General features: G+C 61.4%; 26 protein-coding genes. 15 read left to right on the top strand and 11 right to left on the bottom strand.

What is annotated here, in order from left to right:
* Positions 1 to 138 precede the first annotated feature (138 nt).
* From gpt to LCM4573_RS23635, 3 genes are all read left to right on the top strand, one after another.
* Entirely contained in the window at positions 139 to 636 is a 498-nt protein-coding gene (gpt, locus tag LCM4573_RS23645; protein WP_071008920.1) for a xanthine phosphoribosyltransferase, read from the top strand.
* Positions 637 to 741: 105 nt separating this feature from the next.
* Positions 742 to 1,521: a ZIP family metal transporter gene (locus LCM4573_RS23640; protein ID WP_071008918.1), complete on the top strand. Its 780-nt coding sequence runs from the start codon at positions 742 to 744 to the stop codon at positions 1,519 to 1,521.
* A 601-nt stretch (positions 1,522 to 2,122) separates the two neighbouring features.
* The gene (locus tag LCM4573_RS23635) at positions 2,123 to 5,947 is read left to right on the top strand and encodes a vitamin B12-dependent ribonucleotide reductase (RefSeq protein WP_071008916.1); all 3,825 of its coding nucleotides are present in this window, start codon (positions 2,123 to 2,125) and stop codon (positions 5,945 to 5,947) included.
* A gap of 169 nt (positions 5,948 to 6,116) precedes the next feature.
* On the opposite strand, the gene LCM4573_RS23630 is transcribed toward LCM4573_RS23635, so the two are convergent.
* Positions 6,117 to 6,662: a cysteine hydrolase family protein gene (locus LCM4573_RS23630; protein WP_071008914.1), complete on the bottom strand. Its 546-nt coding sequence runs from the start codon at positions 6,660 to 6,662 to the stop codon at positions 6,117 to 6,119.
* Between the two features lie 100 nt (positions 6,663 to 6,762).
* Between LCM4573_RS23630 and LCM4573_RS23625 the strand changes: the two genes are divergently transcribed.
* The 3 genes from LCM4573_RS23625 (at position 6,763) to LCM4573_RS23615 (ending at position 9,586) form a co-directional block, all read left to right on the top strand.
* Entirely contained in the window at positions 6,763 to 7,734 is a 972-nt protein-coding gene (locus LCM4573_RS23625) for a GlxA family transcriptional regulator (RefSeq protein WP_071009218.1), read from the top strand.
* A gap of 62 nt (positions 7,735 to 7,796) precedes the next feature.
* Positions 7,797 to 8,285: a DUF305 domain-containing protein gene (locus LCM4573_RS23620; RefSeq protein WP_071008912.1), complete on the top strand. Its 489-nt coding sequence runs from the start codon at positions 7,797 to 7,799 to the stop codon at positions 8,283 to 8,285.
* Positions 8,286 to 8,431: 146 nt separating this feature from the next.
* Positions 8,432 to 9,586 (top strand): MFS transporter, encoded by a 1,155-nt coding sequence (locus LCM4573_RS23615; RefSeq protein WP_071008910.1) that lies wholly within the window; start codon positions 8,432 to 8,434, stop codon positions 9,584 to 9,586.
* Positions 9,587 to 9,692: 106 nt separating this feature from the next.
* On the opposite strand, the gene ftsZ is transcribed toward LCM4573_RS23615, so the two are convergent.
* Entirely contained in the window at positions 9,693 to 10,712 is a 1,020-nt protein-coding gene (ftsZ, locus tag LCM4573_RS23610; protein WP_071008909.1) for a cell division protein FtsZ, read from the bottom strand.
* Positions 10,713 to 10,936: 224 nt separating this feature from the next.
* On the bottom strand, positions 10,937 to 11,584 hold the full coding sequence (locus LCM4573_RS23605) for an outer membrane protein (RefSeq protein ID WP_071008907.1): 648 nt from the start codon (positions 11,582 to 11,584) through the stop codon (positions 10,937 to 10,939).
* A 343-nt stretch (positions 11,585 to 11,927) separates the two neighbouring features.
* On the opposite strand from LCM4573_RS23605, the gene LCM4573_RS23600 reads away from it, so the two are divergent.
* Both LCM4573_RS23600 and LCM4573_RS23595 read left to right on the top strand, forming a co-directional pair.
* Positions 11,928 to 12,140, top strand: coding sequence for a hypothetical protein (locus tag LCM4573_RS23600; protein ID WP_071008905.1), 213 nt, complete (start codon positions 11,928 to 11,930; stop codon positions 12,138 to 12,140).
* Between the two features lie 135 nt (positions 12,141 to 12,275).
* On the top strand, positions 12,276 to 13,277 hold the full coding sequence (locus tag LCM4573_RS23595) for a ketopantoate reductase family protein (RefSeq protein WP_071008903.1): 1,002 nt from the start codon (positions 12,276 to 12,278) through the stop codon (positions 13,275 to 13,277).
* 99 nt (positions 13,278 to 13,376) lie between these two features.
* Here LCM4573_RS23595 and LCM4573_RS23590 read toward each other — a convergent pair whose 3' ends face one another.
* Positions 13,377 to 14,288, bottom strand: coding sequence for an alpha/beta fold hydrolase (locus LCM4573_RS23590; protein ID WP_071008901.1), 912 nt, complete (start codon positions 14,286 to 14,288; stop codon positions 13,377 to 13,379).
* Positions 14,289 to 14,630: 342 nt separating this feature from the next.
* Between LCM4573_RS23590 and LCM4573_RS23585 the strand changes: the two genes are divergently transcribed.
* On the top strand, positions 14,631 to 14,945 hold the full coding sequence (locus tag LCM4573_RS23585; RefSeq protein WP_071008899.1) for a DUF1883 domain-containing protein: 315 nt from the start codon (positions 14,631 to 14,633) through the stop codon (positions 14,943 to 14,945).
* A 6-nt stretch (positions 14,946 to 14,951) separates the two neighbouring features.
* On the opposite strand, the gene LCM4573_RS23580 is transcribed toward LCM4573_RS23585, so the two are convergent.
* Together LCM4573_RS23580 and LCM4573_RS23575 are read right to left on the bottom strand one after the other, a co-directional pair.
* Positions 14,952 to 16,268 (bottom strand): replication-associated recombination protein A, encoded by a 1,317-nt coding sequence (locus LCM4573_RS23580; protein ID WP_071008898.1) that lies wholly within the window; start codon positions 16,266 to 16,268, stop codon positions 14,952 to 14,954.
* Positions 16,265 to 17,668, bottom strand: coding sequence for a DegQ family serine endoprotease (locus LCM4573_RS23575; RefSeq protein ID WP_071008896.1), 1,404 nt, complete (start codon positions 17,666 to 17,668; stop codon positions 16,265 to 16,267). Before LCM4573_RS23575 ends, LCM4573_RS23580 begins: the two co-directional genes overlap by 4 nt.
* 127 nt (positions 17,669 to 17,795) lie before the next feature.
* Between LCM4573_RS23575 and LCM4573_RS23570 the strand changes: the two genes are divergently transcribed.
* The 3 genes from LCM4573_RS23570 (at position 17,796) to LCM4573_RS23560 (ending at position 19,810) form a co-directional block, all read left to right on the top strand.
* Positions 17,796 to 18,176 (top strand): YkvA family protein, encoded by a 381-nt coding sequence (locus tag LCM4573_RS23570; RefSeq protein ID WP_071008894.1) that lies wholly within the window; start codon positions 17,796 to 17,798, stop codon positions 18,174 to 18,176.
* Between the two features lie 37 nt (positions 18,177 to 18,213).
* Entirely contained in the window at positions 18,214 to 18,564 is a 351-nt protein-coding gene (locus LCM4573_RS23565; RefSeq protein WP_071008893.1) for a lysozyme inhibitor LprI family protein, read from the top strand.
* An 85-nt stretch (positions 18,565 to 18,649) separates the two neighbouring features.
* A complete protein-coding gene (locus LCM4573_RS23560; RefSeq protein ID WP_071008891.1) occupies positions 18,650 to 19,810 on the top strand; it encodes an endonuclease/exonuclease/phosphatase family protein in 1,161 nt (386 codons plus the stop codon).
* Here LCM4573_RS23560 and LCM4573_RS23555 read toward each other — a convergent pair.
* The 3 genes from LCM4573_RS23555 to ilvD all read right to left on the bottom strand — a co-directional run bounded on the left by LCM4573_RS23555 (position 19,800) and on the right by ilvD (position 22,281).
* A complete protein-coding gene (locus LCM4573_RS23555) occupies positions 19,800 to 20,147 on the bottom strand; it encodes a type II toxin-antitoxin system PemK/MazF family toxin (protein WP_071008889.1) in 348 nt (115 codons plus the stop codon). The genes LCM4573_RS23560 and LCM4573_RS23555 overlap by 11 nt on opposite strands.
* Positions 20,134 to 20,355 (bottom strand): type II toxin-antitoxin system PrlF family antitoxin, encoded by a 222-nt coding sequence (locus LCM4573_RS23550; protein ID WP_071008888.1) that lies wholly within the window; start codon positions 20,353 to 20,355, stop codon positions 20,134 to 20,136. Before LCM4573_RS23550 ends, LCM4573_RS23555 begins: the two co-directional genes overlap by 14 nt.
* An 87-nt stretch (positions 20,356 to 20,442) precedes the next feature.
* A complete protein-coding gene (gene ilvD / locus LCM4573_RS23545; RefSeq protein WP_071009217.1) occupies positions 20,443 to 22,281 on the bottom strand; it encodes a dihydroxy-acid dehydratase in 1,839 nt (612 codons plus the stop codon).
* A gap of 258 nt (positions 22,282 to 22,539) precedes the next feature.
* Between ilvD and msrP the strand changes: the two genes are divergently transcribed.
* Both msrP and msrQ read left to right on the top strand, forming a co-directional pair.
* On the top strand, positions 22,540 to 23,481 hold the full coding sequence (gene msrP, locus LCM4573_RS23540; protein WP_071008886.1) for a protein-methionine-sulfoxide reductase catalytic subunit MsrP: 942 nt from the start codon (positions 22,540 to 22,542) through the stop codon (positions 23,479 to 23,481).
* A gap of 2 nt (positions 23,482 to 23,483) precedes the next feature.
* Positions 23,484 to 24,125, top strand: a complete 642-nt coding sequence (gene msrQ / locus LCM4573_RS23535) for a protein-methionine-sulfoxide reductase heme-binding subunit MsrQ (RefSeq protein WP_071008884.1) — start codon at positions 23,484 to 23,486, stop codon at positions 24,123 to 24,125.
* A gap of 13 nt (positions 24,126 to 24,138) precedes the next feature.
* On the opposite strand, the gene LCM4573_RS23530 is transcribed toward msrQ, so the two are convergent.
* On the bottom strand, positions 24,139 to 25,212 hold the full coding sequence (locus LCM4573_RS23530) for an alpha/beta fold hydrolase (protein WP_071008882.1): 1,074 nt from the start codon (positions 25,210 to 25,212) through the stop codon (positions 24,139 to 24,141).
* Between the two features lie 109 nt (positions 25,213 to 25,321).
* Here LCM4573_RS23530 and LCM4573_RS23525 point away from each other — a divergent pair, with 109 nt between their 5' ends.
* Positions 25,322 to 26,233, top strand: a complete 912-nt coding sequence (locus LCM4573_RS23525; protein ID WP_244505401.1) for a LysR family transcriptional regulator — start codon at positions 25,322 to 25,324, stop codon at positions 26,231 to 26,233.
* A gap of 74 nt (positions 26,234 to 26,307) precedes the next feature.
* On the opposite strand, the gene rplQ is transcribed toward LCM4573_RS23525, so the two are convergent.
* Positions 26,308 to 26,733: a 50S ribosomal protein L17 gene (rplQ, locus tag LCM4573_RS23520; RefSeq protein WP_071008881.1), complete on the bottom strand. Its 426-nt coding sequence runs from the start codon at positions 26,731 to 26,733 to the stop codon at positions 26,308 to 26,310.
* Positions 26,734 to 26,757: the final 24 nt, after the last annotated feature.

Below are 26,757 nucleotides of genomic sequence, written 5' to 3'. Positions count from 1 at the left end.
GGATGATTTCCGGCTCAGGTTAGCAGATATCAGCGCTTTAACGTATGCCCATCAGCCGCGAATCACCGTCTTGCCATCAGGGCGGGAATGCCGCTATTAGCGAGAGCCAACGCAGCTCCCGCTAATTGGCAAAAAGACATGTCCCTTCCCGATAAAGCCTTTCCCGTTTCCTGGGATCAGTTCCACCGCGACGCCCGGGCGCTTGCCTGGCGGCTTGCCGGCCTCGACCAGGAATTTCACGCCATCGTCTGCATCACCCGTGGCGGCCTCGTGCCCGCCGCCATCATCTCGCGCGAACTCAACATCCGCTTGATCGAGACGGTCTGCATCGCTTCGTACCACGACTACGTCAACCAGGGCGAAATGAACCTGCTCAAGGGCATCAGCCCGGATCTCACCAAGGAGGGGGGCAAGGGCGTGCTGGTCGTCGACGATCTCACCGACACCGGCAAGACCGCATCGGAAGTGCGCGCCATGCTGCCGGATGCCCATTTTGCCTGCGTCTACGCCAAGCCCAAGGGCGTGCCGACGGTCGACACTTTCGTGACCGAGGTCAGCCAGGATACTTGGATCTATTTCCCCTGGGACATGGGCTTCACCTATCAGGAGCCGATCGCCAAGGGCACCAAGGGCTGATTCGGGGCCTTCGTCCCCGAGAAAACCTCGGGGAAACAATCCCGTCCCTGCACCGTTGACCGCTTGCGGTCGACCGCCGCTCGAGGTTTGGGCCCGAGGTTTGGGATGGACAGTCAGTTCGCGTTGGTTTTCGGCGTGTCGCTCGCCGCCGCCCTCGCCTCGCCGCTCGGCGGGGCACTTTCCATCTGGTTCGCACCTTCCAGCCTTCTGCTGTCGCTTATCGTCGGCCTGGCGGCGGGCGTACTTTTAGGCACCTTCGCCTTCGAAATGATGCCGAAGGCGCTGGAACTCTCCTCCGTCCCGCTTGCCGCCTGCGGCTTCGCTCTCGGTTTTGCGCTCGTTTACCTGCTCGACCTCTATGTCAACCGCTGGAGAATGGCCGGCCGGGAAGCGGCGCAGAACGAGGCGGTTCAGAGCATGCACCGCCGCCTGAAACCGCGCGGCAGCAACACGGCCGTGCTTGCCGGCGGCACCAGCGCGGAGGAACTCATCGAGGGTGTATCGATCGGGATAGGCGCTGCGCTCGATCCGAGCATTGCTATCATCGTCGGGCTTGCCATCTTCATCGACAATATCAGCGAGGCGATGAGCATCGGAGAACTGGTGCTGAGCGAGAGACAGGAGCATGCAAGACGGCGAATCACCCTATGGACGTCGCTGATCGGGGCATCGCTCTTCATCTCCGCCATGGCCGGCTGGTTCTTCCTCCAAGGCGTGCCGGAACCGGCGCAAGGCTTTCTCTTCGCCATGGGAGCAGGCGGCATGTTCTATCTGACGATCACCGACCTCGTTCCGGAAGCGGAATCGCACCACTTCCAGCAGTCCTCCGCAATTGCCACCGGCTGCGGCTTCCTGTTCGTCATGGTGCTGTCGGAACTCATGTGATCGCGAGATTCATGGGCTGTTTCAAAGCGCTACGGCGCGGGGCTCAGAACCTCTGCCAATATCCCCTCAAAGGAACGACCGCGGGTTGAAAGATTTTGTGATTGCATCCGAGCCCGCTTGAAGCGCTCAGTCCAAATGCCTGACTTTCTTCGATTATTTTTCTATCCCCGTTTTCCACAGTCTACGAGCACAATATCTTGTGGTTATAAAAGCGTCGCAATCTACGCCTTGACGAATCTGTTGGCTCGGACAACAGTGTTCCCATGTTGCGGCGGCGACTGGACCGGATCTAACGAGGCCGGTTCCCATCTACGAAATCCTGTACCCGTAATCGGGGGCTCGCCTTGATCCAGCGCGCGCCGCCGTGGGCTTTGTTGTCTTGATTTTCGTGGGCTGTCAAAGCACGAAAACACTGGCGAAAAGAAGTTGTTAATACTATATTTAGTGTTTGCAGCCAGCATCGCCACAAGATACAGGTTGACCATCTCCGGATAACCTGACCGAAGGAACGGAACGGACACTGGCTGCGGGTCGTTGATCGACGGTCGCCGGGATCAGAATCTTTGCGCCTGAAAACGGGCGCCAACGCGAGGATAGGGCAATGCGTATAGAACGTCGTTTCACCAAGCCGGGCCAGGGCGCCTATGCGGAGATCGAATTCCGCAAGGCGGTGAGCGAGATCCGCAACCCGGACGGCTCCATCGTCTTCCGGCTGGCCGATATCGACGTGCCGGCGCAGTTCAGCCAGGTCGCGACCGACGTGCTTGCCCAGAAGTATTTCCGCAAGGCGGGCGTGCCGAAGATCCTGAAGAAAGTCGAGGAAAACGACGTCCCCTCCTTCCTGTGGCGTTCCGTTGCCGACACCGAAGCCCTGAAGGCGCTCCCCGAGGGTGAGCGCTACGGTTCCGAAACCGACGCCCGCCAGGTCTTTACCCGTCTCGCCGGCACCTGGACCTACTGGGGCTGGAAGGGTGGCTACTTCACGTCCGAAGAAGACGCCGCCGCGTTCATGGACGAGCTTGYCTACATGCTCGCCACCCAGCGCGTTGCCCCCAACTCCCCGCAGTGGTTCAACACCGGCCTGCATTGGGCCTATGGCATCGACGGTCCCGGCCAGGGCCATTTCTACGTCGACCCGTTCACCGGCAAGCTCACCAAGTCCAAGTCGGCCTATGAGCATCCGCAGCCGCATGCCTGCTTCATTCAGTCCGTCGGCGACGACCTCGTCAACGAAGGCGGCATCATGGATCTTTGGGTCCGCGAAGCGCGCCTCTTCAAGTATGGTTCCGGCACCGGCTCGAACTTCTCGCATTTGCGCGGCGAAGGCGAAAAGCTTTCCGGCGGTGGCCGTTCGTCCGGCCTGATGAGCTTCCTGAAGATCGGCGACCGCGCAGCGGGCGCCATCAAGTCCGGCGGCACCACGCGGCGCGCCGCCAAGATGGTGGTGGTCGATATCGACCATCCGGATATCGAGGAATACATCAACTGGAAGGTCAAGGAAGAGCAGAAGGTCGCGGCTCTCGTCACCGGCTCGAAGATCGTCGCCAAGCATCTGAAGGCGATCATGAAGGCCTGCGTCAACTGCGAAGGCGAAGCCGACGATTGCTACGATCCGACCAAGAACCCGGCGCTCAAGCGCGAAATCCGCGCCGCTAAGAAGGACCAGGTTCCGGAAAACTACGTCAAGCGCGTCATTCAGTTCGCCAAGCAGGGTTACAAGGACATCGAGTTCAAGACCTATGACACGGACTGGGATTCGGAAGCCTATCTGACCGTTTCCGGCCAGAACTCCAACAACTCCGTCTCGCTGAAGGACGACTTTCTCAAGGCCGTCGAGAACGACGGAGAGTGGAACCTCACCGCCCGCARGGACGGCAAGGTGATGAAGACGCTGAAGGCCCGCGAACTCTGGGAGCAGATCTCCTATGCCGCATGGGCGTCCGCCGATCCGGGCATCCACTTCAACACGACGATGAACGACTGGCACACCTCGCCGGCCGGCGGGCCGATCCGCGGCTCCAACCCGTGCTCGGAATACATGTTCCTCGACGACACGGCCTGCAATCTCGCCTCCCTGAACCTCCTGCAGTTCAAGGACAAGGCGACGAAGCGCATCGATATCGCCGATTACGAACATGCCGTCCGCCTGTGGACCGTCGTGCTCGAAATCTCGGTCATGATGGCGCAGTTCCCGTCGAAGGAAATCGCCGAGCTCTCCTACCAGTACCGCACGCTCGGCCTCGGCTACGCGAACATCGGCGGCCTGCTGATGTCCTCCGGTATCGCCTACGACTCCAAGGAAGGCCGCGCGATCGCCGGCTCTCTCACCGCGATCATGACCGGTATCGCCTATGCGACGTCCGCCGAAATTGCCGGCGAGCTCGGTCCCTTCCCGAATTTCGCGCCGAACCGCGAGAGCATGCTGCGCGTCATGCGCAACCATCGCCGCGCTGCCTACGGCGAGACCTCCGGCTACGAGCAGCTCTCGGTCAATCCGGTTCCGCTCTTCCACGCCGAAAACCCGGACCAGGATCTTGCAGCCCATGCCAAGGCTGCCTGGGACAAGGCGCTGGAACTCGGTGAGAAGCACGGTTACCGCAACGCCCAGACGACCGTTATCGCGCCGACCGGCACGATCGGCCTCGTGATGGATTGCGACACGACCGGCATCGAGCCCGACTTCGCGCTCGTAAAGTTCAAGAAGCTCGCCGGCGGCGGCTACTTCAAGATCATCAACCGCGCCGTTCCGGATGCGCTGCGTTCGCTCGGTTATTCGGAAAGCCAGATCGCCGAGATCGAAGCTTATGCCGTCGGCCACGGCAATCTCAACCAGGCGCCCGGCATCAACCCCGGCACGCTGAAGGCCAAAGGCTTCACCGACGAGAAGATCGAGGCCGTCAACGGCGCGCTGAAGAGCGCCTTCGACATCAAGTTCGTCTTCAACCAGTGGACGCTCGGCGCCGACTTCCTGAAGGACGTGCTGAAGGTCACCGACGAACAGCTCGGCGACATGAGCTTCAACCTGCTCGAGCATATCGGCTTTTCGAAGAAGGATATCGACGCCGCCAACATTCACGTCTGCGGTGCGATGACACTGGAAGGCGCGCCCTTCCTGAAGAACGAGCATCTGCCGGTCTTCGATTGCGCCAATCCCTGCGGCAAGATCGGCAAGCGCTATCTTTCGGTCGAAAGCCATATCCGCATGATGGCGGCCGCCCAGCCGTTCATCTCGGGCGCGATCTCCAAGACGATCAACATGCCGAACGAGGCGACCGTCGAGGATTGCGGCGCAGCCTACATGCTCTCCTGGAAGCTGGCGCTCAAGGCGAACGCTCTTTACCGTGACGGCTCGAAGCTTTCGCAGCCGCTCAATGCCTCGCTTATCGATGAGGACGACGCCGACGACGCGATCGAGGAGCTGCTGGCTCAGCCGACCGCCGCACAGGCCGTGAGCGTCACGGAAAAGATCGTCGAGCGGGTGATCGAGCGCGTGACCCGCGAGCGCGAGAAGCTCCCGAACCGCCGTCAGGGCTATACCCAGAAGGCGAATGTCGGCGGCCACAAGGTCTATCTGCGCACCGGCGAATTCGGCGACGGCCGTCTCGGAGAGATCTTCATCGACATGCATAAGGAAGGCGCTGCCTTCCGCGCCATGATGAACAATTTCGCGATCGCCGTGTCGCTCGGCCTGCAGTACGGCGTGCCGCTGGAGGAATATGTGGAGGCCTTTACCTTCACCAAGTTCGAGCCGGCCGGCATCGTCGTCGGCAACGACGCGATCAAGAATGCCACATCAATTCTCGACTACGTGTTCCGCGAACTCGCCGTTTCCTATCTCGGCCGTCACGATCTCGCCCATGTCGATACGTCGGACTTCTCCAACACCGCGCTCGGCAAGGGCATCCAGGAAGGCAAGACCAATCTCGTCTCCACCGGCTGGACCCGCGGCTACAAGCCGACCCTGATCCAGGGAGGTCAGGGCGGCGCGACAGCCGGCGGTTCGGAAGCCAAGGGTGCCTCTACCGCGGCCCCTGCCCGCGCATCCGCCACGGTTACCTCCTTCGCCGGCTCGGCTGCCCGCAAGCTAGAGCCGACCGTGGCCATCGCCACTTCCGAGGTCGTCTCCTTCAAGCGAGACTACGAAGAGCGCGCCAAGGAACTGGCTGAAGAAATCGCCGAGGAGGTGCTGGAGGAGGTCGCGAACGAAGAACAGCAGGCGGCCACCGCCCTGTTCTCCGACAAGGCCGCCGCCGACGCCGCATCGGCAAAGGCGGAAGCCAAGAAGGTGGAGAACGAGCGGCGCATGCGCTCGATCGCGCAAGGATACACGGGCAACATGTGCTCCGAGTGCCAGAACTTCACCATGGTGAGGAACGGCACCTGCGAGAAGTGCGATACGTGCGGCGCCACCAGCGGATGCTCTTGAGCTAACAGTGCGGTAGCGGCTTTGCACGCATAATAGAAAAGGGGCGCCGGCTTGATTGCCGGCGCTTTTTTTTCGGTTTTTGGCAGACATCAGAACCGCGCCCTCGAGAGGGAAAAACTCTCGGCGAGAGGTCGTTCTTCCTTCCTTTCCTGATGGTTCCGACGTGCGCTCAGCGCGACAGCCAGGCGTTCGTGCCGATCACCTTGGCATAGGCGAAGGCGAGCGCCGACATATAGGCAGCATGGACCTGCGCGGACGGCACGGTCGTGCCGTTGAACTCCACGTCCCTCGTGGCACAGGCATCCTCCATCACCGTCGTTTCAAAGCCGAAATCGGCGGATGCCCGGCTGGTGGCATCGATGCACACGTGGCTCATCGCGCCAATCACGGTTACGTCGCGGATACCCTCCTTATCGAGAATCTCCTTCAGCCGTGTTTCCCGGAAAGCATTCGGATAGTTCTTAGTGATGACGTCCTCGCCATCGGCCGGTGCGACGGCGGGCAGGATTTCCACGCCCTCGGTGCCCGGCACGAAGATCGGGGAGCCGGCGAGGCCTTCGTGCCGGACATGGATGATCCTGTCACCAGACTTGCGGGCGGCTTCGATCACCCTTGCAGCATTGGCCACAGCCAGATCGATCCCCACCAGGGGAAGTTTTCCTGTCGATAGATATTCCTTTTGYAGATCTACGATGATGATCGCGCGCTTGGACATGTCTTCTTCCTTTGTTGCCGTATTGTCGATGCAACTTGGCTACACGACCCGATTGGACTACAGAATTGGCGATATCGACAAAATGCAAGGTAATATCGCCATGACTGCTGAACCGCCGGAGATCGGCATCATCGACTATGAGGGAGCGCAGCAGGCAGCCGTCCTGGGCATGACGGACCTGATCGTCTTTGCGGAACGGCGCGCGCGAGAAAAGGCGAAATCGGAGCAGCCCCTTCTCAGGCTGAGCCATTGGCGGCTGGTCGGAGGCGAAACGGGGGAGCCTGCCCGAATATTCGATACGGCGCCCACCTCACCTGGCCGGCCCACCTTCCTGCTCGTTCCGCCCGGTTTGGGGGCTCCCCTGCCGCAAGAAATGACGGCGCGCTATGCTCAATGGCTGCGCGTCCAGCATTCTGAGGGAACGGCGCTCGGATCGGTTTGCAACGGTGCTTTCCTGCTCGGCGAGACAGGCCTTCTATCGAGGAGAAAGGTCACGACGCACTGGACCTATGAGGAACCGTTTCTCTCACGTTTTCCGGAGGTGGAGCTGGACACGGACCGGCTGATCGTCGACGACGGCGACATCGTGACGGCGGGCGGCATCATGGCCTGGATAGATCTTTGCCTGAAACTGATCGATCGCTTCCTGGGTCCCACCATCATGGTCGAAACGGCCCGGACATTTCTTGTCGATCCGCCCGGACGGGAACAGAGCTATTACAGCGCATTCGCGCCCAAGCTCAACCACGGCGATGCGGCCATCCTCAAGGTGCAGCACTGGCTCCAGGCAACCGAGGGAAAGCAGATGAGCCTTGCCGCCCTGGCGGCACAAGCCGGACTGCAGGAGCGTACCTTCATCCGGCGCTTTCAAAAGGCAACGGGGCTTACCACCGGCGATTACATCCAGCGGCTTCGCGTCAACAAGGCCCGCGAGCTCCTGCAGTTCACCAAAGCTTCGGTAGACCAGGTCGCGTGGGAGGTCGGTTATACCGATCCCAGTGCCTTCAGGAAGATCTTCGGACGTATTGTCGGCCTCACGCCCCAGGAATATCGCCAGCGCTTTGCGGTATGAGTATTCGGAACAGACCGAAACATGGAAAGTTTAGGCGGCATATCCCTTCCAGGAGGTTGGCTATGCGCGATCGCCATGATGCAAACAAAAACATGAGCGGGCATCCGTATGCCATGTTCGCCGTCAACATGATCCTCAGCTTCGTCGTCATGTACCTGGTGATGTTCTCCATGATCGACGGATGGGGCGATTTTCGAAACAACATCAACATGCTCTACATGGCTCTGACGATGGTGGCGCCGATGGGCATCATCATGCTCGCGACGATGAGGGGCATGTACGGCAACGGAAGGCTGAACGCCGCCATCCATATCGGCCTTGCAATCCTGTTCCTGGCCGCATTGTGGGGCACCCGCACCCAGGCACTGGTGGGCGACCGGCAGTTTATCGCCTCGATGATCCCGCATCACTCGGGCGCCATCCTCATGTGCAGGGAAGCGGGATTGACGGACCCGGAACTGGTGACGCTCTGCTCCGAAATCTCGCGTGCCCAGCGCGAGGAGATCCAGCAGATGAACCAAATTCAGGCCCGTCTGGAAGAACGTGGCTAACCCGAATAGACCGTAGTCACCGGTTCAAACCGATGTTATGAGACGGCATCAGGGATAACCGAAGCACTGCCTCGAAACCCGGCTCCGCAATATGCCGTGCCGGGATTACCGCTTCCCGCATGGCATAGCCATGAAGGGAACGGCAAATGTATTTTCGGCTATTTCTTCTCGCGCTCGCGACATTCGCCACAGGCACGGCGGAGAATATCATCGTCGGCATCCTGCCGACCATTGCACCGAGCCTCGGCGTCTCGGTGGGGATTGCCGGACAGCTTACCTCGGTTTTCTCGATCACCTTCGCACCGACCGCACCCTTGGCCCTTGGCCTGACGATACGCTTCGAACGCAAGAGCATCATGCTTTCGGCGCTTGCGGTCTTCGCATTCAGCAACGTCGTTGCCGGCATCAGCCCCAGCTACTCCGTTCTGTTTATCGCTCGCATCGGCATGGCCGCCGCCAGCGCCGTGGTTTGCCTGATCGCCACGATGCTGGCCACGGAACTGGTCGACAGCGGCATGAGAGGGCGCGCGATCGGCATCATCTTCATGGGCATCAGCGGGTCGATGGTGCTGGGTGTTCCGGCGGGGATGCTGATCAACGAATGGTTCGGCTGGCGTGCTGTCTTTCTCGCCCTGGCATCTGCCGCGCTCATCGTCCTGTTGCTCGCCCAATCCTTCCTGCCGAAAATGGGGCAGCGCCTGCAAAGCGGCCCCGATTACAAGTCGCATCTGAAGTCTTACCGGCTCTTGTCAGCGCAAGTGGTATCCATTCTGATGATCGGTGGCCACTTCGTTCTTTTCGCCTATCTCGCGCCGTATCTGACCGAGACAGTCGGCATTGCAGGCCCGCATGTCGTGCTGGCTTTCATAGCCTTCGGCGCAGCAGGCGTGAGTGGCGGATATTGCGGAGGATGGCTCGCGGACAGGCTCACGCCGCGCATGGCAATCATCGTGACGCCGTTTTTCTACCTGCTGGCCCTCGGGGCCATTCCGCTGTTTTCGGACACGCCGGCGGCCTTCATCGCCGTCATGGCGGTCTGGGCGTGCATCAGCTGGATGATATCGCCCGTCGTGCAGAGTTTCCTGATATCCGCCGATCCCGCAACCGTTGAGGCCGGCATCGGCCTCAACCTTTCCGCCATGCATATCGGAGTGGCGCTCGGGACCGCTGCCGGAGGCCTGGTCCTGGAGTGCGCTTCCTTGCAGGCGCTCCCCTGGGCGGGGTGCATTCTTGTCGGGCTCGCCGTCGTTTTCGCTCTGAACGCGACGCGGCGAGGAAGGAGGATGCGACCGACAGGATGACGTGAGCTCAGCAGCCCTCAGGGGTGGAATTCCAAGAAAAGAGGCCTGATACCAAGCCCCTTCTCAATTTCGCCTATTCGAAACCGGAAATCACCACCCGGTGACGTTACTGCAGCGTGCGGGTCTCGATCTGCTCGGCGGCGCCGGAAACCGCAGCGGATAGTCCGTCGCCTTCCAGGCCGGTCGCCACGACAGAGACGCGGAACCTGCCATCGAGGTTGCGGTCGAAGATCGCCCCCACCACGATATCGGCATAGTCCTGCACTTGGTCGCGGATGCGGCTTGCCGCCTCATCCACTTCAAAGAGCGTCATGTCCGAACCACCCGAGATCGAAATCAGTACGCCCTTGGCGCCCTTCATAGAGACATCATCAAGAAGCGGGTTTGCGATTGCCGCCTCGGCCGCCTTTATCGCCCGGCCCTCGCCGCCGGCTTCGCCCGTGCCCATCATCGCGCGCCCCATGCCCCGCATGACCGACTTCACGTCGGCAAAATCGAGGTTGATCAGGCCTTCCTTGACGATGAGATCGGTGATGCAGCCGACGCCGGAATAAAGCACCCTATCGGCCGTCATGAAGGCATCGGCGAAAGTTGTTTTCGCATCGGCAATGCGGAAGAGGTTCTGGTTGGGGATGACGATCACGGTGTCGGCAGCCTGACGAAGCGCCTCAATACCCGCTTCGGCCGTTCTCATGCGGCGGTTGCCTTCGAAGGTGAAAGGCTTGGTGACCACACCCACCGTCAGGATGCCGGCCGAACGCGCCGCATGCGCGATCACCGATGCGGCCCCCGTCCCCGTTCCTCCGCCCATGCCGGCGGTCACGAAGCACATATGCGAACCGCTCAGGTGGTCCATGATCTCGTCGATCGACTCCTCGGCAGCGGCGCGGCCGACATCCGGCAGCGAGCCTGCGCCAAGCCCCTCGGTTACGTTTGCACCAAGCTGGATGCGGCGCGACGCCTTGGAAGTAGCGAGCACCTGGGAGTCGGTATTTGCCGCGATGAATTCCACACCCTGCAGATTTTCCGCAATCATATTGTTGACCGCGTTGCCGCCCCCGCCGCCGACGCCGATTACCGTAATATGCGGCCGTAGTCCGGTAATACCGCTCTTGGCGTCCGTCATTGCTCTCTCCTTCAAAGTCTCGTATCTGCCCCGCCCCGGTGAGGACAGCGAATCAGGCATTAGGTTAGGCGTACAACAAGGCAGAGCCGGGGCGAAGCCCCCATGGCCGGAGCGGCCGATGCTCTGCTGGCGTGGGCATCGCCGCCCATACGCAAACAGCGCCGCGCATCTCTCAAGATGCGCGGCGCTGCCATTCACCCTTGGTCCGCATGGACCCGGAAAAACTAGAACTTATAGTTCACACCAGCCTTGATGGTGTGGTCGCCGACATCGCTCTTGGACGTCCGGACGCCGTCGAAGCTGCGGACGTCGTTGGTGCGAACATAGTTGTATTCGACCTTTGCGGAGAGGTTCGAATTGATGTTCTGCTCGATGCCGGCACCGAGCAGCCAGCCGGGCTTCCAGCCATCGGGACCTTTGGCGCTGTCGGTATCGCGCAGGCTCGTCATCGCTACACCGGCGGTGCCGTAGAGAAGCGTATCGCCGAGCGGCGCGCCTACCTTGCCCTTTGCCGCCACGCGATAGCGCTCCTTCAGCTCGCCGCCGCGCACGTCGACTTCGGTATCACCCATATGCGACAGCTCCAGCTCGCCGCCGACGACGGCGCCGCCCATTTCGGCATTGTATCCGCCCTGGATGCCGCCCATGAATTCCTTGTCACCGGAGAAAGGGCTCATCTTGTCCGAGCCCATGCCCGCGTGAAGACCGACATAGGGACCCGTCCAGCCACCGGAAGCCGAAGCCGGCTCGTTATAGGAAGGCGCATCGGAATAAGGTGCCAGATCGGCAGCCGAAGCCTGCGTCATCAAAGCGGGCGTGGTGGAAATTGCGGCTATCATCGCCAGGGCGAAAGGCTTCACGTTCATGGTCATCGCTTTACTCCGTACAGCGCCTGCGTCAGGGGATACGCAGGCAATTACTCAGGTTACAAACTGCGCGGCGATACCGGCCATTCCACCAGCCCGTCGGATGGTACGACGCTCGCCGGATACGCAGGTATCCTTCAATTTTCACGAATCCATAAAGACTTCCTTAACCCGGCCGCCACGCGGTGAGAGTTCCGCGGCAAAGGTGTTCACAATGCCGCGAGCGCGGCAGCCAGTGCCCCGGCTCCGCTACTTCGCCGGCGCACGCGCAAATTTTCCATCCGCAGACGGAACTTTTCGCGGTGGCGGCTATTGTGGGAAATTCGATCAGAGAGAGGAGAATTGCGCCATGTCTGCCGCACATGAGTCCATCGCGCCGCGCGATGAACACATCCTCACCGTCCAGGAGGCGCTCGAACCGCTCTTCTTCGCGCTCGAAGAGGAGGCCGAAATGAAGATGATCTCGGCAGCCGTAAAGGCCGGCTGGTCGGTCGACGAAGCGGTGGCCGCCATCGACGAGCTGCGCCGCAATGAATTGTTCCCCGTAAGCCGGCCCCATTGACTTCGTGAAAAGCCTGTCGCTACCCGGCGCAGGATCAAGCCTTCTTTTTTCGGCGTATCGTCATCGCAAAAGCGGTGCACGATCTGACGCGGCATGCTCTAAGTCTAGAGAAGCATAACGGCGAAGAGGGCATTCATGACGATCCGAAACATCTGCATCTATGGTGCGGGCGCGCTCGGTGGCGCATTCGCGGCAAAGATTGCATCCGGGCTCGGCGACCGGGCCGAGGTATCCGTAGTGGCACGCGGCGCGCATCTCGACGCCATCCGCAGAAACGGCCTCACGGTGCGCTATGCCGGCGAACCCRAGCCGATCACGGCGCGGGTTACGGCAACGGACGATCCCTCCGGACTGCCGCCACAGGATCTCATCATCACCGGGCTCAAGGGCCACCAGCTTTCAGCCGCAGCCGAGGGCATAACAGGGCTTTTGAAAGACGRCACCCGCGTGGTGATGATCCTCAACGGCATTCCATGGTGGTATTTCCACCGGGACGAGGCGAGCGGCCATGCGGAGCGGCAACTTGAAGAACTCGATCCGGGCGGAAAGCTCTGGCGCCTCATCGGCCCCGAGCGGGTCATCGGCTGCGTCGCCTATCAGGGCGCTGAAGTCGTCCGTCCGGGAGAGATCGGCCTGAGCGTTCGCGGCCATTTCTTCCTCGGCGAACCCTCCGGCATGCTCTCGGACGACCTGCAGACCATCGCCGATCTTCTGAAGGTGGCCGATCTGGAGGTCCGCACGACCCAGGCAATCCGCGAGGTGATCTGGGAAAAGCTGATGCGCAACGCGGCCGTCAATCCGACCAGCGCTCTCACGCGGGCACTTTGCAACGACATGGTCGCCAATCCGGATCTTCTCGCCCTCATGGGCAGGCTGATGGAAGAGGTACAGGCGGTCGGCAAGGCGCTTGGCGTCCGCTTTGCCCAGAGCGTGGAACAGGAGATCGAGCGAACACGCACGATCGGCGCCGTGCGCACCTCCATGCTGCAGGATCTGCTTGCCGGAAAACCGCTGGAAATCACGCCACTCACCGGCATGGTCGTCTCGCTCGGGAAGCTCGCCGGCATTCCCGTGCCGACCTCGCAGACCATCCTCACCCTTGCCGGCCAGCTGGACAGGGAAAACCTCAGAAGGTGATTCAACAATTTCGGGAATTGAATCCGGAAAACCTTCCAGCCCATTGAGAAGAAACGCTTCCGGCGGGCTGGCCCGGTCGGAAGCGTTTTCAGGAAGCCTCTACTGCCTGACCTGCTCGGCCCAGGTCGCGGTATTCGACTTGCCGTCCAGGAAGGGCAGTACGGTTGCCGCGAGTATCGGGGAAGCGAACATGTCGTAATGAGTCAGGTCCGGCACGATCGCCAGCCGGTTCTTCGGCATGTTCTCGCGCATCCAGCCTGCATCCTTCAGTCCGCCGCCGAGCTTCTGATAGAATTCGACGACATGTTCCGGGCGGATCATGTCGCTGTCGCCGTAGACCAACATGACCGGCATGGTAAGCTTGGCGACGGCATCGGAGTAATCGTAATCCCGGCGCATCATGTCGCCCATGGCGTCCAGCAGCCGCGGGAATTCCGATACATCCGGCGCCACGGCCTTGTAGGAGATGAACATGGGCGTGTCCTTCATCATCTCCGCCATGCCGGCGCCGACGGATTCCTGCTGCGGGATCATTTCAGGAAAGAAGCCGGTCTTGGCGAAGGGCRCCGAGACCAGAACAAGCCGCCGCACCTTTTCCGGAGCCTGTGCCGCCATCTGCAATGCCACGCCGCCGCCCATGGAATAGCCCATCACATCGACCTGACCGTAGCCGAGATCGGCGATCAGCTTGCCCATATCCGCTCCCATGGCATCCAGCGCGATCGGCCGATCACCCAGGCGCGTGCGGCCATGTCCCTGCAGGTCCACGGCGATCACCTGTCGATGCTCGGTCAGCGCCGGCAGGATCGGCGCGAACATATCGATCGAGCCGAGGCCGCCATGCAGGAGCAACAGCGGATCGCCTTCGCCCCTGATTTCGTAATAGTAATTTATACCGCCCGCCTCGACATATCCCGTCTTCGACGGCTCGACGGTCTCCGGCGCGGCGATCGCCGGAACGATCGAGGCGGCGATGATCGCGATAGCGGCTGCAAGCATCTTCATCGGCATGACTTTCCTCCATGAGGCAATGGTTGAGATGTCCCAAGGACGTCCAGGCCTCGGCCAAGCCGACAATGCGGATTCAAAAAGCGGCAGGCAAAAAGAAAAAGCCTGCCGGGGGTACGGCAGGCTCGAGTTGTGGAGGTCAATGTTATTGTGCGGTGGCGGCAGGGGACGAACGCCACCTTGTTATTTCAAGTGCCGCAAGCGGCATATTCCGGCAGCGGGTCCAAGACGGAGGCCACGGCTTTTGCACGTTCAACTCGAAGCCAAGCCGAAGGTTCCACCAATCCTTAACCGGGGTTCCGCTACGCTTTCGGTGAGCATATGCAGGTATAAAGAGGCAAAGGCATGGCAGCCCCGACATTCCGTTTTACCCACTACGATCTGAAGGAACAGCGCGCCGGCGCCACGATCGAGGTAACGCTGAATGCCGTCAACAACGTGCGGCTGATGAGCAATTCGAACTTCCAGCGCTTCAAGGAGCTCCTGGATTTCAAGTATATCGGCGGCGTCGCGAAAAAATCTCCAGTGCGGCTGCAGGTCCCCGAAGGCGGCCACTGGCATCTGGTCGTGGACATGGAAGGCCATCATGGCCTTGCGGACTCCGCCGTCCGGATGATCCCCGCTCCGCCGAGCGTCGCGGCCGGGAAGAAGGCGTCCTGACGCGTTTCAGGGTTCGCCGCGTTCCTTGCGCAGCTTCGACCACCAATCGAGCCGTTTCCTGATCTCGCGTTCGAAGCCACGCTCCGGCGGATCGTAGAAGACCTGCCGGCCCATCTTTTCCGGGAAATAGTTCTGGCCGGAAAAGGCATCGGGCTGGTCATGATCGTAGCGATAGCCCTCGCCATAGCCTTCGCCCTTCATCAGCTTGGTGGGGGCGTTCAGGATATGCTTGGGCGGCAGCAGCGAACCATTCTCCTTGGCGGCGCGCATCGCCGCCTTGAAAGCCGTGTAGACGCCATTGGATTTCGGCGCGGTCGCGAGATAGACGCAGGCCTCTGCGAGCGCCAGTTCGCCCTCCGGCGAGCCGAGATAATCGTAGGCATCCTTGGCGGCATTGGCGATCACCAGCGCCTGTGGATCGGCAAGTCCGATATCCTCCACCGCCATGCGCACCAGCCGCCGGCCGAGATAGAGTGGGTCCTCGCCAGCATCGAACATGCGGGCAAGATAATAGAGGGCCGCATCCGGATCCGAGCCGCGCACGGATTTATGGAGGGCGGAGATCAGATTGTAATGACCATCCTGCCCCTTGTCGTAGACCGGAGCGCGGCGCTGGACGATGCGGATCAGTCCGTCCGTGTCGAAGACTTCCCCTTCCCTCGCCGCGCGCCAGACCTCTTCCGCCAGCGTCAGCACGGCACGGCCGTCACCATCCGCCATGCGTATCAGGCTTGCGCGCGCCGCCTCGTCGAGCGGCAGCGGCTTGCCTTCGGTTTCTTCCGCGCGCTTGAGGAGCTCCTCCAGGCTCTCCCCGTCATGCGGCAGAAAGGTGAGCACGCGGGCGCGCGAAAGCAGAGCGGCGTTGAGCTCGAAGGATGGATTCTCGGTGGTCGCGCCGACCAGGATAACGGTGCCGTCCTCCATCACCGGCAGGAAGCTATCCTGCTGCGCGCGATTGAAGCGGTGTATCTCGTCCACGAAGAGCAGGGTCTGACGGCCATCCATGCGGCGCATGCGTGCCGCCTCGAACACTCTCTTCAGGTCGGCGACGCCGGAAAAGATCGCCGAAATCTGCTCGAAGGCCAGCCCCGCTTCGCCCGACAGCAAGCGGGCTACCGTCGTCTTGCCGGTTCCCGGCGGGCCCCAGAAAATCATCGAGCCGAGCGAGCCGGACTCGATCATCCGCCGAAGGGCGCCGTCAGGCCCGGTCAGGTGCGGCTGCCCTGTGACCTCGGCCAGCGATTTCGGGCGCAGCCGATCGGCGAGAGGCCGCCGGCTGGCGACCTCCTCGGGAACTTTCGGCGCGAAAAGATCGTCACTCATCGAAAGAACTGCCGTATCCTCTGGCCGTCGCGCTCGATCTCCACACGCCAGAAACCGGGATCGTCATCGAGCATGGCTTCCATGCCGTTGGTGGAGGTAACGGACGTGCCGTTCAGTGAAATGATGATATCGCGCGGCTGGAAACCGAGGCGGCCGGACGGCGAGCCACGCGCCACATCCGTCACCACCACGCCGGTCTTGTCCGCCGGAATGCGAAGCTCGGTGGCAAGCTTCGGCGAAAGGTTGGCGATCCTCAGCCCCGCGAAAGGATTGCGCCCTTCGATCAGCCGCTCGTCGCGGGGAGTGCTTTCCGGCGCCGTATTCAGAGCGATCGTGACCTCTTTTTGGCTGCCGTTCCCCTCGACCGTCAACTTCGCCTGCTGGCCGAGGCCGGCAGTGGTCAGCCGATAGCCAAGCGCATCGGGATGCTCGACCGGAATGCCATTCACGGCCGTCACAACCTCGCCGGTCTTCAGGCCCGCCTTGTCGGCGGGGCCGCCCTCCACGACACGTACGACCAGCGCGCCCCGAGCTGTCTTCAAGCCCAGAGATTCCGCGATATCCGAGGTGACCGGCTCGAAACCGGCACCGATATAGGGCCGCTCGAAGACGCCCTTGCCGCTTTCGGCGGCGGCGAGGAAGACCTTCACCAGATTTGCGGGAATGGCAAAACCGATGCCGTTCGAACCGCCTCCGCGCGAGAAGATCGCGGTGTTGATGCCGATCAACTGGCCGTCCATGTTCATCAGCGCGCCACCGGAATTGCCGGGATTGATCGACGCATCGGTCTGGATGAAGAAGCCGAAATCGCCGGATGTTATCTGGTTGCGGGCAAGCGCGGAAACGATGCCGCTCGTCACCGTCTGGCCGACACCGAAGGGATTGCCGATCGCCAGCACCAGATCCCCWACCTCGACGTGGTCGGAATCGCCGATCGGCAGTGCCGGGAAAGTCTCCTTCGCATCGATCTTCAGAACGGCGAGATCGACGCTCTCGTCCTTCAGGAGAACCTTGGAGGGAAATTCGCGGCCATCGGCGAGCGCGATCTTGATATCGTCAGCCCCTTCGATGACGTGATTGTTGGTCACCACAAGGCCGCTCTGAGCGAGAATGACGCCCGAGCCGAGCGAAGACTGTTTCTCCGTGCGGTTGGGCAGTCGCTGCCCGAAGAATTGTTCGAAGAAGGGATCGCCCGCGAACGGGTTCAGCCGCTGGATCACCCGCTCGGCATAGACGTTCACCACTGCGCCCGCCGTCTGCTTGACGAGCGGAGAGAAGGAAAGCTGCATTTCCTGCCGGCTCTGCGGCACGACCTTGCCTTCCTGCGCGAATGCCGAAGCGGGCAGCACCAGATTCAGGGCCAGAAGGCCGGCCGACAGGCGTTTCAGCGTGCTCTGCATGTGATTCCTCTTCACGAAAATCTGGAACGATTTGTAGCGGCGAACGCTAGAAAGGAAAGGTGGCGGAACATAGGAATGGGAATTCTCCGAAGGCACCTTACCTTGCAGCCGGAAACGGAAAGATAGCATGGATCATATGGTGAAGGTGAAGGCCTGGGCCAAGAGCTTGAAGCGAGACATAGTGGCCCTGTGGCTCGCTGCGCGCGACAGCCGCGTGCCGTGGACCGCCAAGCTCATGGCCGGCGCCGTGGCGGCCTATGCGCTTTCACCTGTCGATCTCATTCCGGATTTCGTGCCGATCCTCGGCTATCTCGACGACCTCGTCATCGTCCCGCTCGGCATCATGCTGGCGATCCGCCTCATTCCCCCTGCCCTGATGGCGGAATTTCGCGCGGAGGCCGCTGGGCGGGCCACACGCCCGAGCAGCCACGGCGGTCTGGCCTTCATCCTCGCCCTTTGGGCCGCCGCCCTTATCTTTCTCGGCCTATGGCTCTTACCGGACGCCTGAACCGGCCGCGCATCAACCAACAGGAAAGGAACACCCGATGCAGAGACTCGCAGCCTTGGCCACCCTCACGCTGACCGCGCTCACCCTCAACGCGCCATCGAGTCTCGCCGCCAGCTTCGATTGCGAAAAGCCTGAACTTGCACCGGACGAAAAGGCGATCTGCGACAACCGGGCACTCAACGACGCGGACGTGAAGATGGTCACGACATTCGACCTGCTCGCCGGGCTGCTGGCCATGGGCGCGCGAGGCACGATGCAGGACGAGCAAAGCGCCTGGCTCAAGCGCCGGCAGGCCTGCGGCAGCGATGTCGCATGCATCCGCACCGCCTATGACGAACGGCTGAAGCAGCTCACCGACATCTACAACAACCTGACGCGGCCGCTTTAACGGCAAACTCCACGATCGTCATGTTCCCCTCATGGCCACGCCCTAATATGCTGTTCATGCTTGGGCCGCGATGCCGGAGGGGGATATGGAGGCCTTCAAGGTAACTTCCTTCAATGTGGAATGGCTGACCGATGCTTTCGACGTCGTGCGCGGCGTCGTTCCGGAGCGATCGAGGCGCGGCCAGCGGCGCATGCCCGCTATGGAGGATGCGCAGGCGAAGCTCCAGGCGTTGCGGGCAGAGATCCTGGAAATAGATGCGGACATTCTGTTCCTCATGGAGGCGGTTCCGGGCAGCGCGGACATGATGGCCTTCCGGGACGAATACCTGCCGGAATACCAGCTCATGACCCATCCGGATGGCGACGACAGGGCGTATGGCATTCAGGGCGAACAATGGCTGTGGTTCCTCGTCAAGCCCGCGCTCGCGCAGGCGACGCGGGCAAGCCTTCTCGATATCGCCACTTGGAAATCCTATACGGCCGACGAGTCCAAGCTTTCACACAATGACGGCAAGTGGCAGTTTTCGGCTCCGCAACTCGACAACCGCGAAAAAACCGTCGGCGCGAATGTCCGCCGCTCCCATTCGCACTACCGCCACCCGCAGATCCTCGTGATGGATTACGAAGGCGTGCGGGTCGAGATCATCGGGGCACATTTCAAGAGCAAGCATATCGGCCTTTCCGTGCCCGCCCGGCGGCCGGAGGAAACCGACAAGGCCTATCACGACCGGCCGGACGTCGCATGGTTCATGGCGAATGCGCATGTGGCGCGCGCAAAGCTCAGTACCGAAGCCATGGATGTGCGCTATTACATCGACAAGCGGTTCTCACAGGAGGAACTGCCGATCATCATGGTCGTCGGCGATTTGAACGACGGTCCCGGCAAGGAACTTCTCGAGCGGGAATATCTCCTGCACGACCTGATCAGCGTGCTTCAGGGCGATGTGTTCTTCGCCCGCAAGTTCCTGAACCATGGTCTGTTCGACTATCCGCAGCACCTGCGCTGGACGGCGATATTCGAGGACAAGCTCGATCCCGGCCGATCGCCGAACATCTTGCTCGACCATATCGTCTTCACCGAGGCGCTGAGCCGGCGCGGGATCGGCCCGCTTCTGGTCGAGCCGCGATCCGGCTTCGTCGAGCACGAAATCCACGATCGCATCAACTCCACGCAGCCGGCGAACGCAAAGACAAGCGATCACCGGCCGGTCAGCCAGATCGTCGCGCGGCGGCCGCCTATAACGTAATCAGCCCGATAACAGAATTCGTCTGGCGCAAGACTTCGTCTAGAACCTCTCGCGAAACTTTGCCAACCGCATCCACATGTTTCGCCTCCACCGTGGCGATCTTCACCGGGCGGACAACGGATGGAGCCGGCAATCCGGCTTTCAGATGATCGGGAATACGGACGTCCCCAGGCCAAGGGCGGTTTTCCGCTGAAGTAATCATGACAACCCACAGCAGCGCAGCGTTTTCACCGATCGCTCCCTTTGAGACGACGAGCGCCGGCCTGCGCTGCCGTGTGTCACGGTCGGTATAAGGAAAGGGAACGCGGACGATATCGCCTTGCTCAAAAATCGGCATAGGCCTTCCGGTCAGCCTCGCTGTCCCATTCGCTGAATGTCGCGAAAGGATCTTCCGCTTCCGGAGCGACGGGGGCGCGCGAGATCACCACGCGCCCATCGGGCTGGATGGAATAAATAATCTCATCGCCTTCCCTCAGGTGAAGAGCGTTCCGGATCGGTTGCGGGATCGTGGTCTGCGCCTTGCTGGTAACTTTGCTCGTTATCATGACATCGTCCTCGCGCACACAGTAAGGAAATTCCTTACTGTGTGCAAGGCAGAAGCGAAGCCGAGCGGCACTCCGGCAAAGGTCGCGTCACGCCTCCGGCAGGATGCGCACCGCGCCCTTGTCGGCGCTGGCGGCGAAGGCGGCGTAGGCCTTCAGAGCCGTCGTGACGTTGCGCTTGCGGGGCGCAGCCGGCTTCCAGCCGAGCACGTCCTGCTCGACGCGGCGGGTGGCGAGTTCCGCATCCGGCACCGCGAGGTTGATCGTGCGGTTCGGGATATCGATCTCGATCAAGTCTCCGTCGCGCACCAGACCGATCGCCCCGCCTTGGGCTGCTTCCGGGGAAGCATGGCCAATCGAGAGGCCGGACGTGCCGCCGGAGAAGCGGCCGTCGGTGACGAGCGCGCAGGCCTTGCCGAGGCCCTTCGACTTCAGATAGCTGGTCGGATAGAGCATTTCCTGCATGCCGGGGCCGCCCTTCGGGCCTTCGTAGCGGATGACGACGACATCGCCGGCCTTGACCTCGTTGCCGAGAATGCCTTTCACCGCCGCATCCTGGCTTTCGAAAACGACTGCAGGACCGGTGAATTTCAGGATCGACTCGTCTACGCCGGCAGTCTTCACGATGCAGCCGTCGAGCGCGATATTGCCGTAGAGAACGGCAAGGCCGCCATCCTTGGAGAACGGCTTCTCGACCGAGCGGATGACGCCCTTCTCGCTGTCCGTGTCCAGCTCTTCCCAGCGCGAGGACTGGCTGAAGGCGACCTGAGTCGGAACGCCGCCGGGCGCCGCCTTGAAGAATTCGCGGACGCTCTCGGAATTCGTGCGGGTTATATCCCAGCGATCGATCGCGTCGCCGAGCGTCGCCTCATGAACCGTGTAGCAATCGCGATGGATGAGGCCGCCACGCTCGAGTTCACCGAGGATACGCATGATGCCGCCGGCGCGATGCACATCCTCCATATGGACATCCTGCTTGGCGGGCGCGACCTTGGAAAGGCACGGCACCTTGCGGGAGAGACGATCGATGTCTTCCATGGTGAAATCGACGCCGCCTTCATAAGCAGCCGCGAGGATGTGCAGAACCGTATTCGTGGAGCCGCCCATCGCGATATCGAGCGACATGGCGTTCTCGAAAGCCTTCTTGGTGGCGATCGAGCGGGGCAGAACGGTTTCGTCCTCCTGTTCGTAATAGCGGCGGGCGAGATCGACGATCAGATGGCCGGCCTCTACGAACAGACGCTTGCGGTCGGCATGGGTGGCGAGCGTCGAACCATTCCCTGGCAGCGACAGGCCGAGCGCCTCGGTCAGACAGTTCATCGAATTGGCCGTGAACATGCCGGAGCACGAGCCGCAGGTCGGGCAGGCCGAGCGTTCGATGATGGCGACATCCTCGTCGGAAATCTTGTCGTCGGCAGCCGCAACCATGGCATCGACGAGATCGAGCGCCACCTTCTTGCCGTGCAGCACGACCTTGCCGGCTTCCATCGGGCCACCGGAGACGAAGACGGCCGGAATATTGAGACGCATGGCGGCGTTCAGCATGCCGGGCGTGATCTTGTCGCAGTTGGAAATGCAGACCATGGCATCGGCGCAGTGGGCATTGACCATGTATTCGACCGAGTCCGCGATGATCTCGCGCGAAGGCAGCGAATAGAGCATGCCATCGTGGCCCATGGCGATGCCGTCATCGACCGCGATCGTGTTGAACTCCTTGGCGACGCCGCCGGCAGCCTCGATCTCGCGGGCCACGAGCTGACCAAGGTCCTTCAGGTGCACATGACCGGGCACGAACTGCGTGAAGGAGTTCACGACCGCAATGATCGGCTTGCCGAAATCGCTGTCCTTCATGCCCGTCGCGCGCCATAGGCCGCGCGCGCCCGCCATGTTGCGGCCATGGGTCGTGGTTCTGGAGCGATAGGCTGGCATTGTCTTCATATCCTCGGGTGCGAACTTATGGTTTCGCGCAGTCTAGCCCTTTCCTCCGGCAAGCGCAAAAACCCCTGATTTGGCAGCTTTCTAGGTCATGTCCGGCAAGCTGTCACTATCAACGCGAGCCAAAGCGGTACGGTTGCGAGGACAGCCAGGGGCCGTTCCTTCACATAAACGTGCTTCCATCCGATATCGTGAAACCTTTAAGCTGCGGGATACGTATAGGGAAGAAAAGGTTCGCCCAAGGAGAGTACGATGCCCGCCTTCCGTCCGCCCCATATCGCGGCTTCTGAGATCACGCCGCGTTCGATCTACATGTCCCGCCGAAGCTTCCTCGGCGCGGCCGCAGCAGGTATCGCGTTCGCCGGCGCGGGCAATGCGCTCGCGGCGCCCCTCAGCGCCTCGCCGAGCATCTTCAAGACGGATGAACCGCTGACGCCCAAGGAAGCGATCACCAGCTACAACAACTTCTACGAATTCGGCGTCAACAAGGAGGACCCGGCCGCCAATTCCGGCGATTTCAAGCCGCTGCCCTGGACGGTGAAGGTAGACGGCATGGTGGGCAAGCCGAAGGAATTCGGCATTGAGGAACTGATGAAGTTTCCGCTGGAGGACCGCACCTACCGGCTTCGCTGCGTCGAAGGCTGGTCGATGGTGATCCCGTGGATCGGTTTTCCGCTCTCCGCCCTGCTGGATCAGGTCGAGCCGCTCGGCAGCGCGAAGTACGTCGCCTTCGAAACCGTGGTGCGGCCGGAGCAGATGCCCGGACAGCGCGGCTTCTTCCAGCCGCTTCCCTGGCCCTATATCGAGGGTCTTCGACTCGACGAGGCCCGCCATCCGCTGACCATTCTCGCCGTCGGGCTCTATGGTGAAACCCTGCCGAACCAGAACGGCGCGCCAATCCGGTTGGTGGTTCCGTGGAAATATGGCTTCAAGAGCATCAAATCGATCGTCAAGATCTCGCTGGTGGAAGAGCAGCCGCAGACCACCTGGAAGAATTCCAACGCGCGCGAATACGGCTTTTACTCCAACGTCAATCCGGCGGTCGATCACCCGCGCTGGAGCCAGGCGACCGAACAGCGGATCGGTGACGGCGGCTTCTTCAACGTCGCCCGCCGCGACACACTGCCTTTCAACGGTTATGCCGAAGAGGTGGCGAGCCTCTACGAAGGCATGGACCTGAAGGCGAACTATTGACGATGCTTACGCTACCCACCCTGCCCCGCCGCTATCACAGCGCCAGCATATGGGGGCTCTACGCCATCGGATTGTTGCCGGCTGCCTGGTATTTCTATCTCGCGGCAACAGGCGGGCTCGGCTTCAATCCGGTCAAGGAATTCGAGCATCTGCTCGGCATCTGGGCGCTGCGCTTCATCATCGCGACGCTTGCCATCACACCTCTACGCGACCTCGTCGGCATCAACTGGGTCCGTTACCGCCGCGCGGTCGGGCTGCTGGCCTTCTATTACGTGCTGATGCATTTCTCGGTCTATGCTTCGCTCGACCTGCGCTTCAACATCGGAGCGGTTGCCGGCGACATTGCCCGAAGACCATACATTACCATAGGCATGGCCTGCCTGCTTCTGCTGATCCCGCTCGCGCTCACTTCCAACAATTGGTCGATCCGCAAACTTGGTCCGCGCTGGACGAAGCTGCATAAGCTCGTCTACGTGATCGCGGCAGGAGCCGTGCTGCATTTCATTCTGGCGCGCAAGAGCCTGACGCTGGAACCCATCACCTATCTGATGGTGATTGTGGCGCTGCTTGCCTACCGCCCGTTGCGCAAGCCGATCCTGAACTGGAAACGGGGAAAAACCGGAGCCGCGCAAGCGGCTCGCTAGAGCTCCCAGCCATTCAGGGGTTTGCGGTTCTGTCGGATTCGGACAGCAGGCTCAGCACTTCGGTGATGAACTGCGAACGGCCGCGCTCGGAACGATCGAGATGCACATAGTGCGTCGCCCCTGGAATCGTGACGCTACGAACTCCTGCCGCGTTTACGAGATGGCGTTCAAGCGCGGTCACGTCATCGGGACGGCTCCAGAAATCGCTCTCCGAACGGATGATCAGCACGCGCGCGGTAATCGAAGCGGCATCCCAAAGCTGCCTTCCCGAGGCGAGATAGAAACTGTCCTCCATGGCACCCGACGGCGCACGGAATGCCGGCGGTTGGTGATCACCGGATGTCGGATCGGAGGCCAGCGCCGCCCGCTGGTAGGCTTCGACCACCGCCGGATCATGCCAGCTATCCTTGTCCTCGACAGGAATGGATCTGTCCCAGGAAGGGATAAGCGAAGCCGCCGTGTTCAGCCGGTAGGCGCCGAATTTCGCGACGTTGAAGCGGCTGCGGTCGTTCGGATCGGCATTCTCGCCGTCAGGCCCGAGCGTGGGATGTTTGGAGGCTGCGCCGTAAAGCGAATTATAGACCATCAGATGGCTGACCTTTTCCGGAAAAAGAGAGGCATACATGCCCGCCCAATGCCCGCCGGTGGCCCATCCCAGCAAGGCGATCTGCTGCCTATTGGTCCTATCCCGGATCGCCTCGACGGCAGCGTCGATATCGCGGACGATCTCATTGGAGGGGCTGAGCGGCCGGCCTTGCTGCGGGCCATCCTGCCCCGGACGGCTCGATCCGCCGTAGCCACGGGCATCAAGTATGAATACCCTGTATCCTTCCGTTGCCAGATCACCGGCGAGTGATCCCCCTTCCACCGGCAAATCGAAGGAGGCTATGCCCGGAACCCGCGCCCCATGAACGAGCACGACTGGAGGTCCGTTAGGCTCCATCCCGTCATTGCGGACTTCGCGGATGGCAAGCTCGATATCCGATCCAGCCGTGATCCGAAAGTCCTCGCGTTCGATTTCCGCAAAAGCCGGTGCCGCGCCCAGCGCCGTCGCGAAGGTAGCGCATAAAAAAGCAAGTCTTTGCATGGTCACCCCTTGGAATCCTTGCCAGCCCTAGCTGACGTCAGCCCCTCAGATCGTTGCGACGTGCGAACTTTTCCAATATTAAAGCGGAGTTTATTGATACTTCTTCGATATGATGACGATTGATCTACACCATATGCGGCATTTCATTGCCGTGGCCGAAGAAATGCATTTCGGGCGCGCCGCCGCCCGGCTTGGCATGGCTCAGCCCCCGCTCAGCCAATCGATCAAGAGGCTCGAGGRACGGCTGGGATTTGCACTGTTCGAGCGGACGCAGCGCGTGGTGAGCCTCACCGCCGCCGGGCGCGTGTTTCTGGAGGAGGCAAGGCGAACCATTGCACAATCCGAGGAAGCCGTTCGCCTGGCCCGCCGGGCGGCATCCGACGATCTTGCGGAGATTTCCATCGCCTTTGTCTCGGCAGCTCTCTATCGTCTGCTTCCCGCGACCATCCGCGCTTTCCATGAAATCTGGCCGGATACCGCAATTCGGCTCGATGAACGCCCTACGGACGCCCAACTGGTCGATCTCGCCAGCGGAGATATCGATCTGGGCTTTTTCCATCCACCGATTCAAGYCGTCGACGGCCTCACCGTGGAATTGATACACCGAGACAAACTGATCGTCGCCGTTCCGGCGCATCATCCGCTAGCGGCCTCGGATTCGTGCCGGCTTGCCGACCTGGCGGGGCAGGATTTCATCATGTTCCCCTACCAGCAAGGCCCGGTACTGCACGGGAACATTACGAATGCCTGCAGGGCCGTGGGTTTCGTACCGAATATCGTTCAGGAGGCCCGGCAGATGCACACGATCCTCAGCCTGGTCGCCGCGGGGCTTGGCATATCGCTGGTGCCCAAAGGCGCAGCGACGATGCAGATCGTCGGCGTGGCATTCATTCCCCTGCTCGATGCGCCGGAGAACGTGGCTTGGGAACTGGCCATGGGCTGGCGGCCAAGAGGTGCGCGAAAGGCGCTGCGGAACTTCCTGGAGGTCGTGCGTTCGACAAGCCAGCGGCTTGATGCGTGAGCTGACCTCATCGTTCAGCAGCAAAAAGGCCGGGTGTTTCCACCCGGCCTTTCATCTCCGACGATGCGGAATTATCAAGCGGCTTCGGCAGCTTCGGCTTCAGCGGCAACGCGAGCCTTGTCGGCAGCGCCCTTGGCGTTAACGTCGCGCTCGACGAACTCGATGACGGCGAGAGCGGCGTTGTCGCCCTGGCGGAAGCCGGCCTTCATGATGCGAAGGTAGCCGCCGTTGCGGGTGGCGTAACGCGAAGCGATCGTGTCGAACAGCTTGCGAACGGCATCCTGATCCTGGATCTGCGAGATCGCCTGACGACGAGCGTGCAGGTCACCGCGCTTGCCAAGGGTGACGAGCTTCTCGACGATCGGACGGATTTCCTTCGCCTTCGGCAGGGTCGTTACGATCTGCTCATGGGTGATGAGCGAAGCAGCCATGTTGGCGAACATCGCCTTGCGATGGCTTGCGGTGCGGTTGAGCTTGCGGCCGGCTTTCTGGTGGCGCATCTCTGGTCTCCTTTACTTGCAGGC

Origin of the sequence: Rhizobium sp. LCM 4573 (genome assembly GCF_001854865.1) — a bacterium.
Lineage (GTDB): Bacteria > Pseudomonadota > Alphaproteobacteria > Rhizobiales > Rhizobiaceae > Neorhizobium.
Note: the sequence above shows the minus strand (reverse complement) of the source record. Positions and strands in the feature narration are given on the sequence as shown.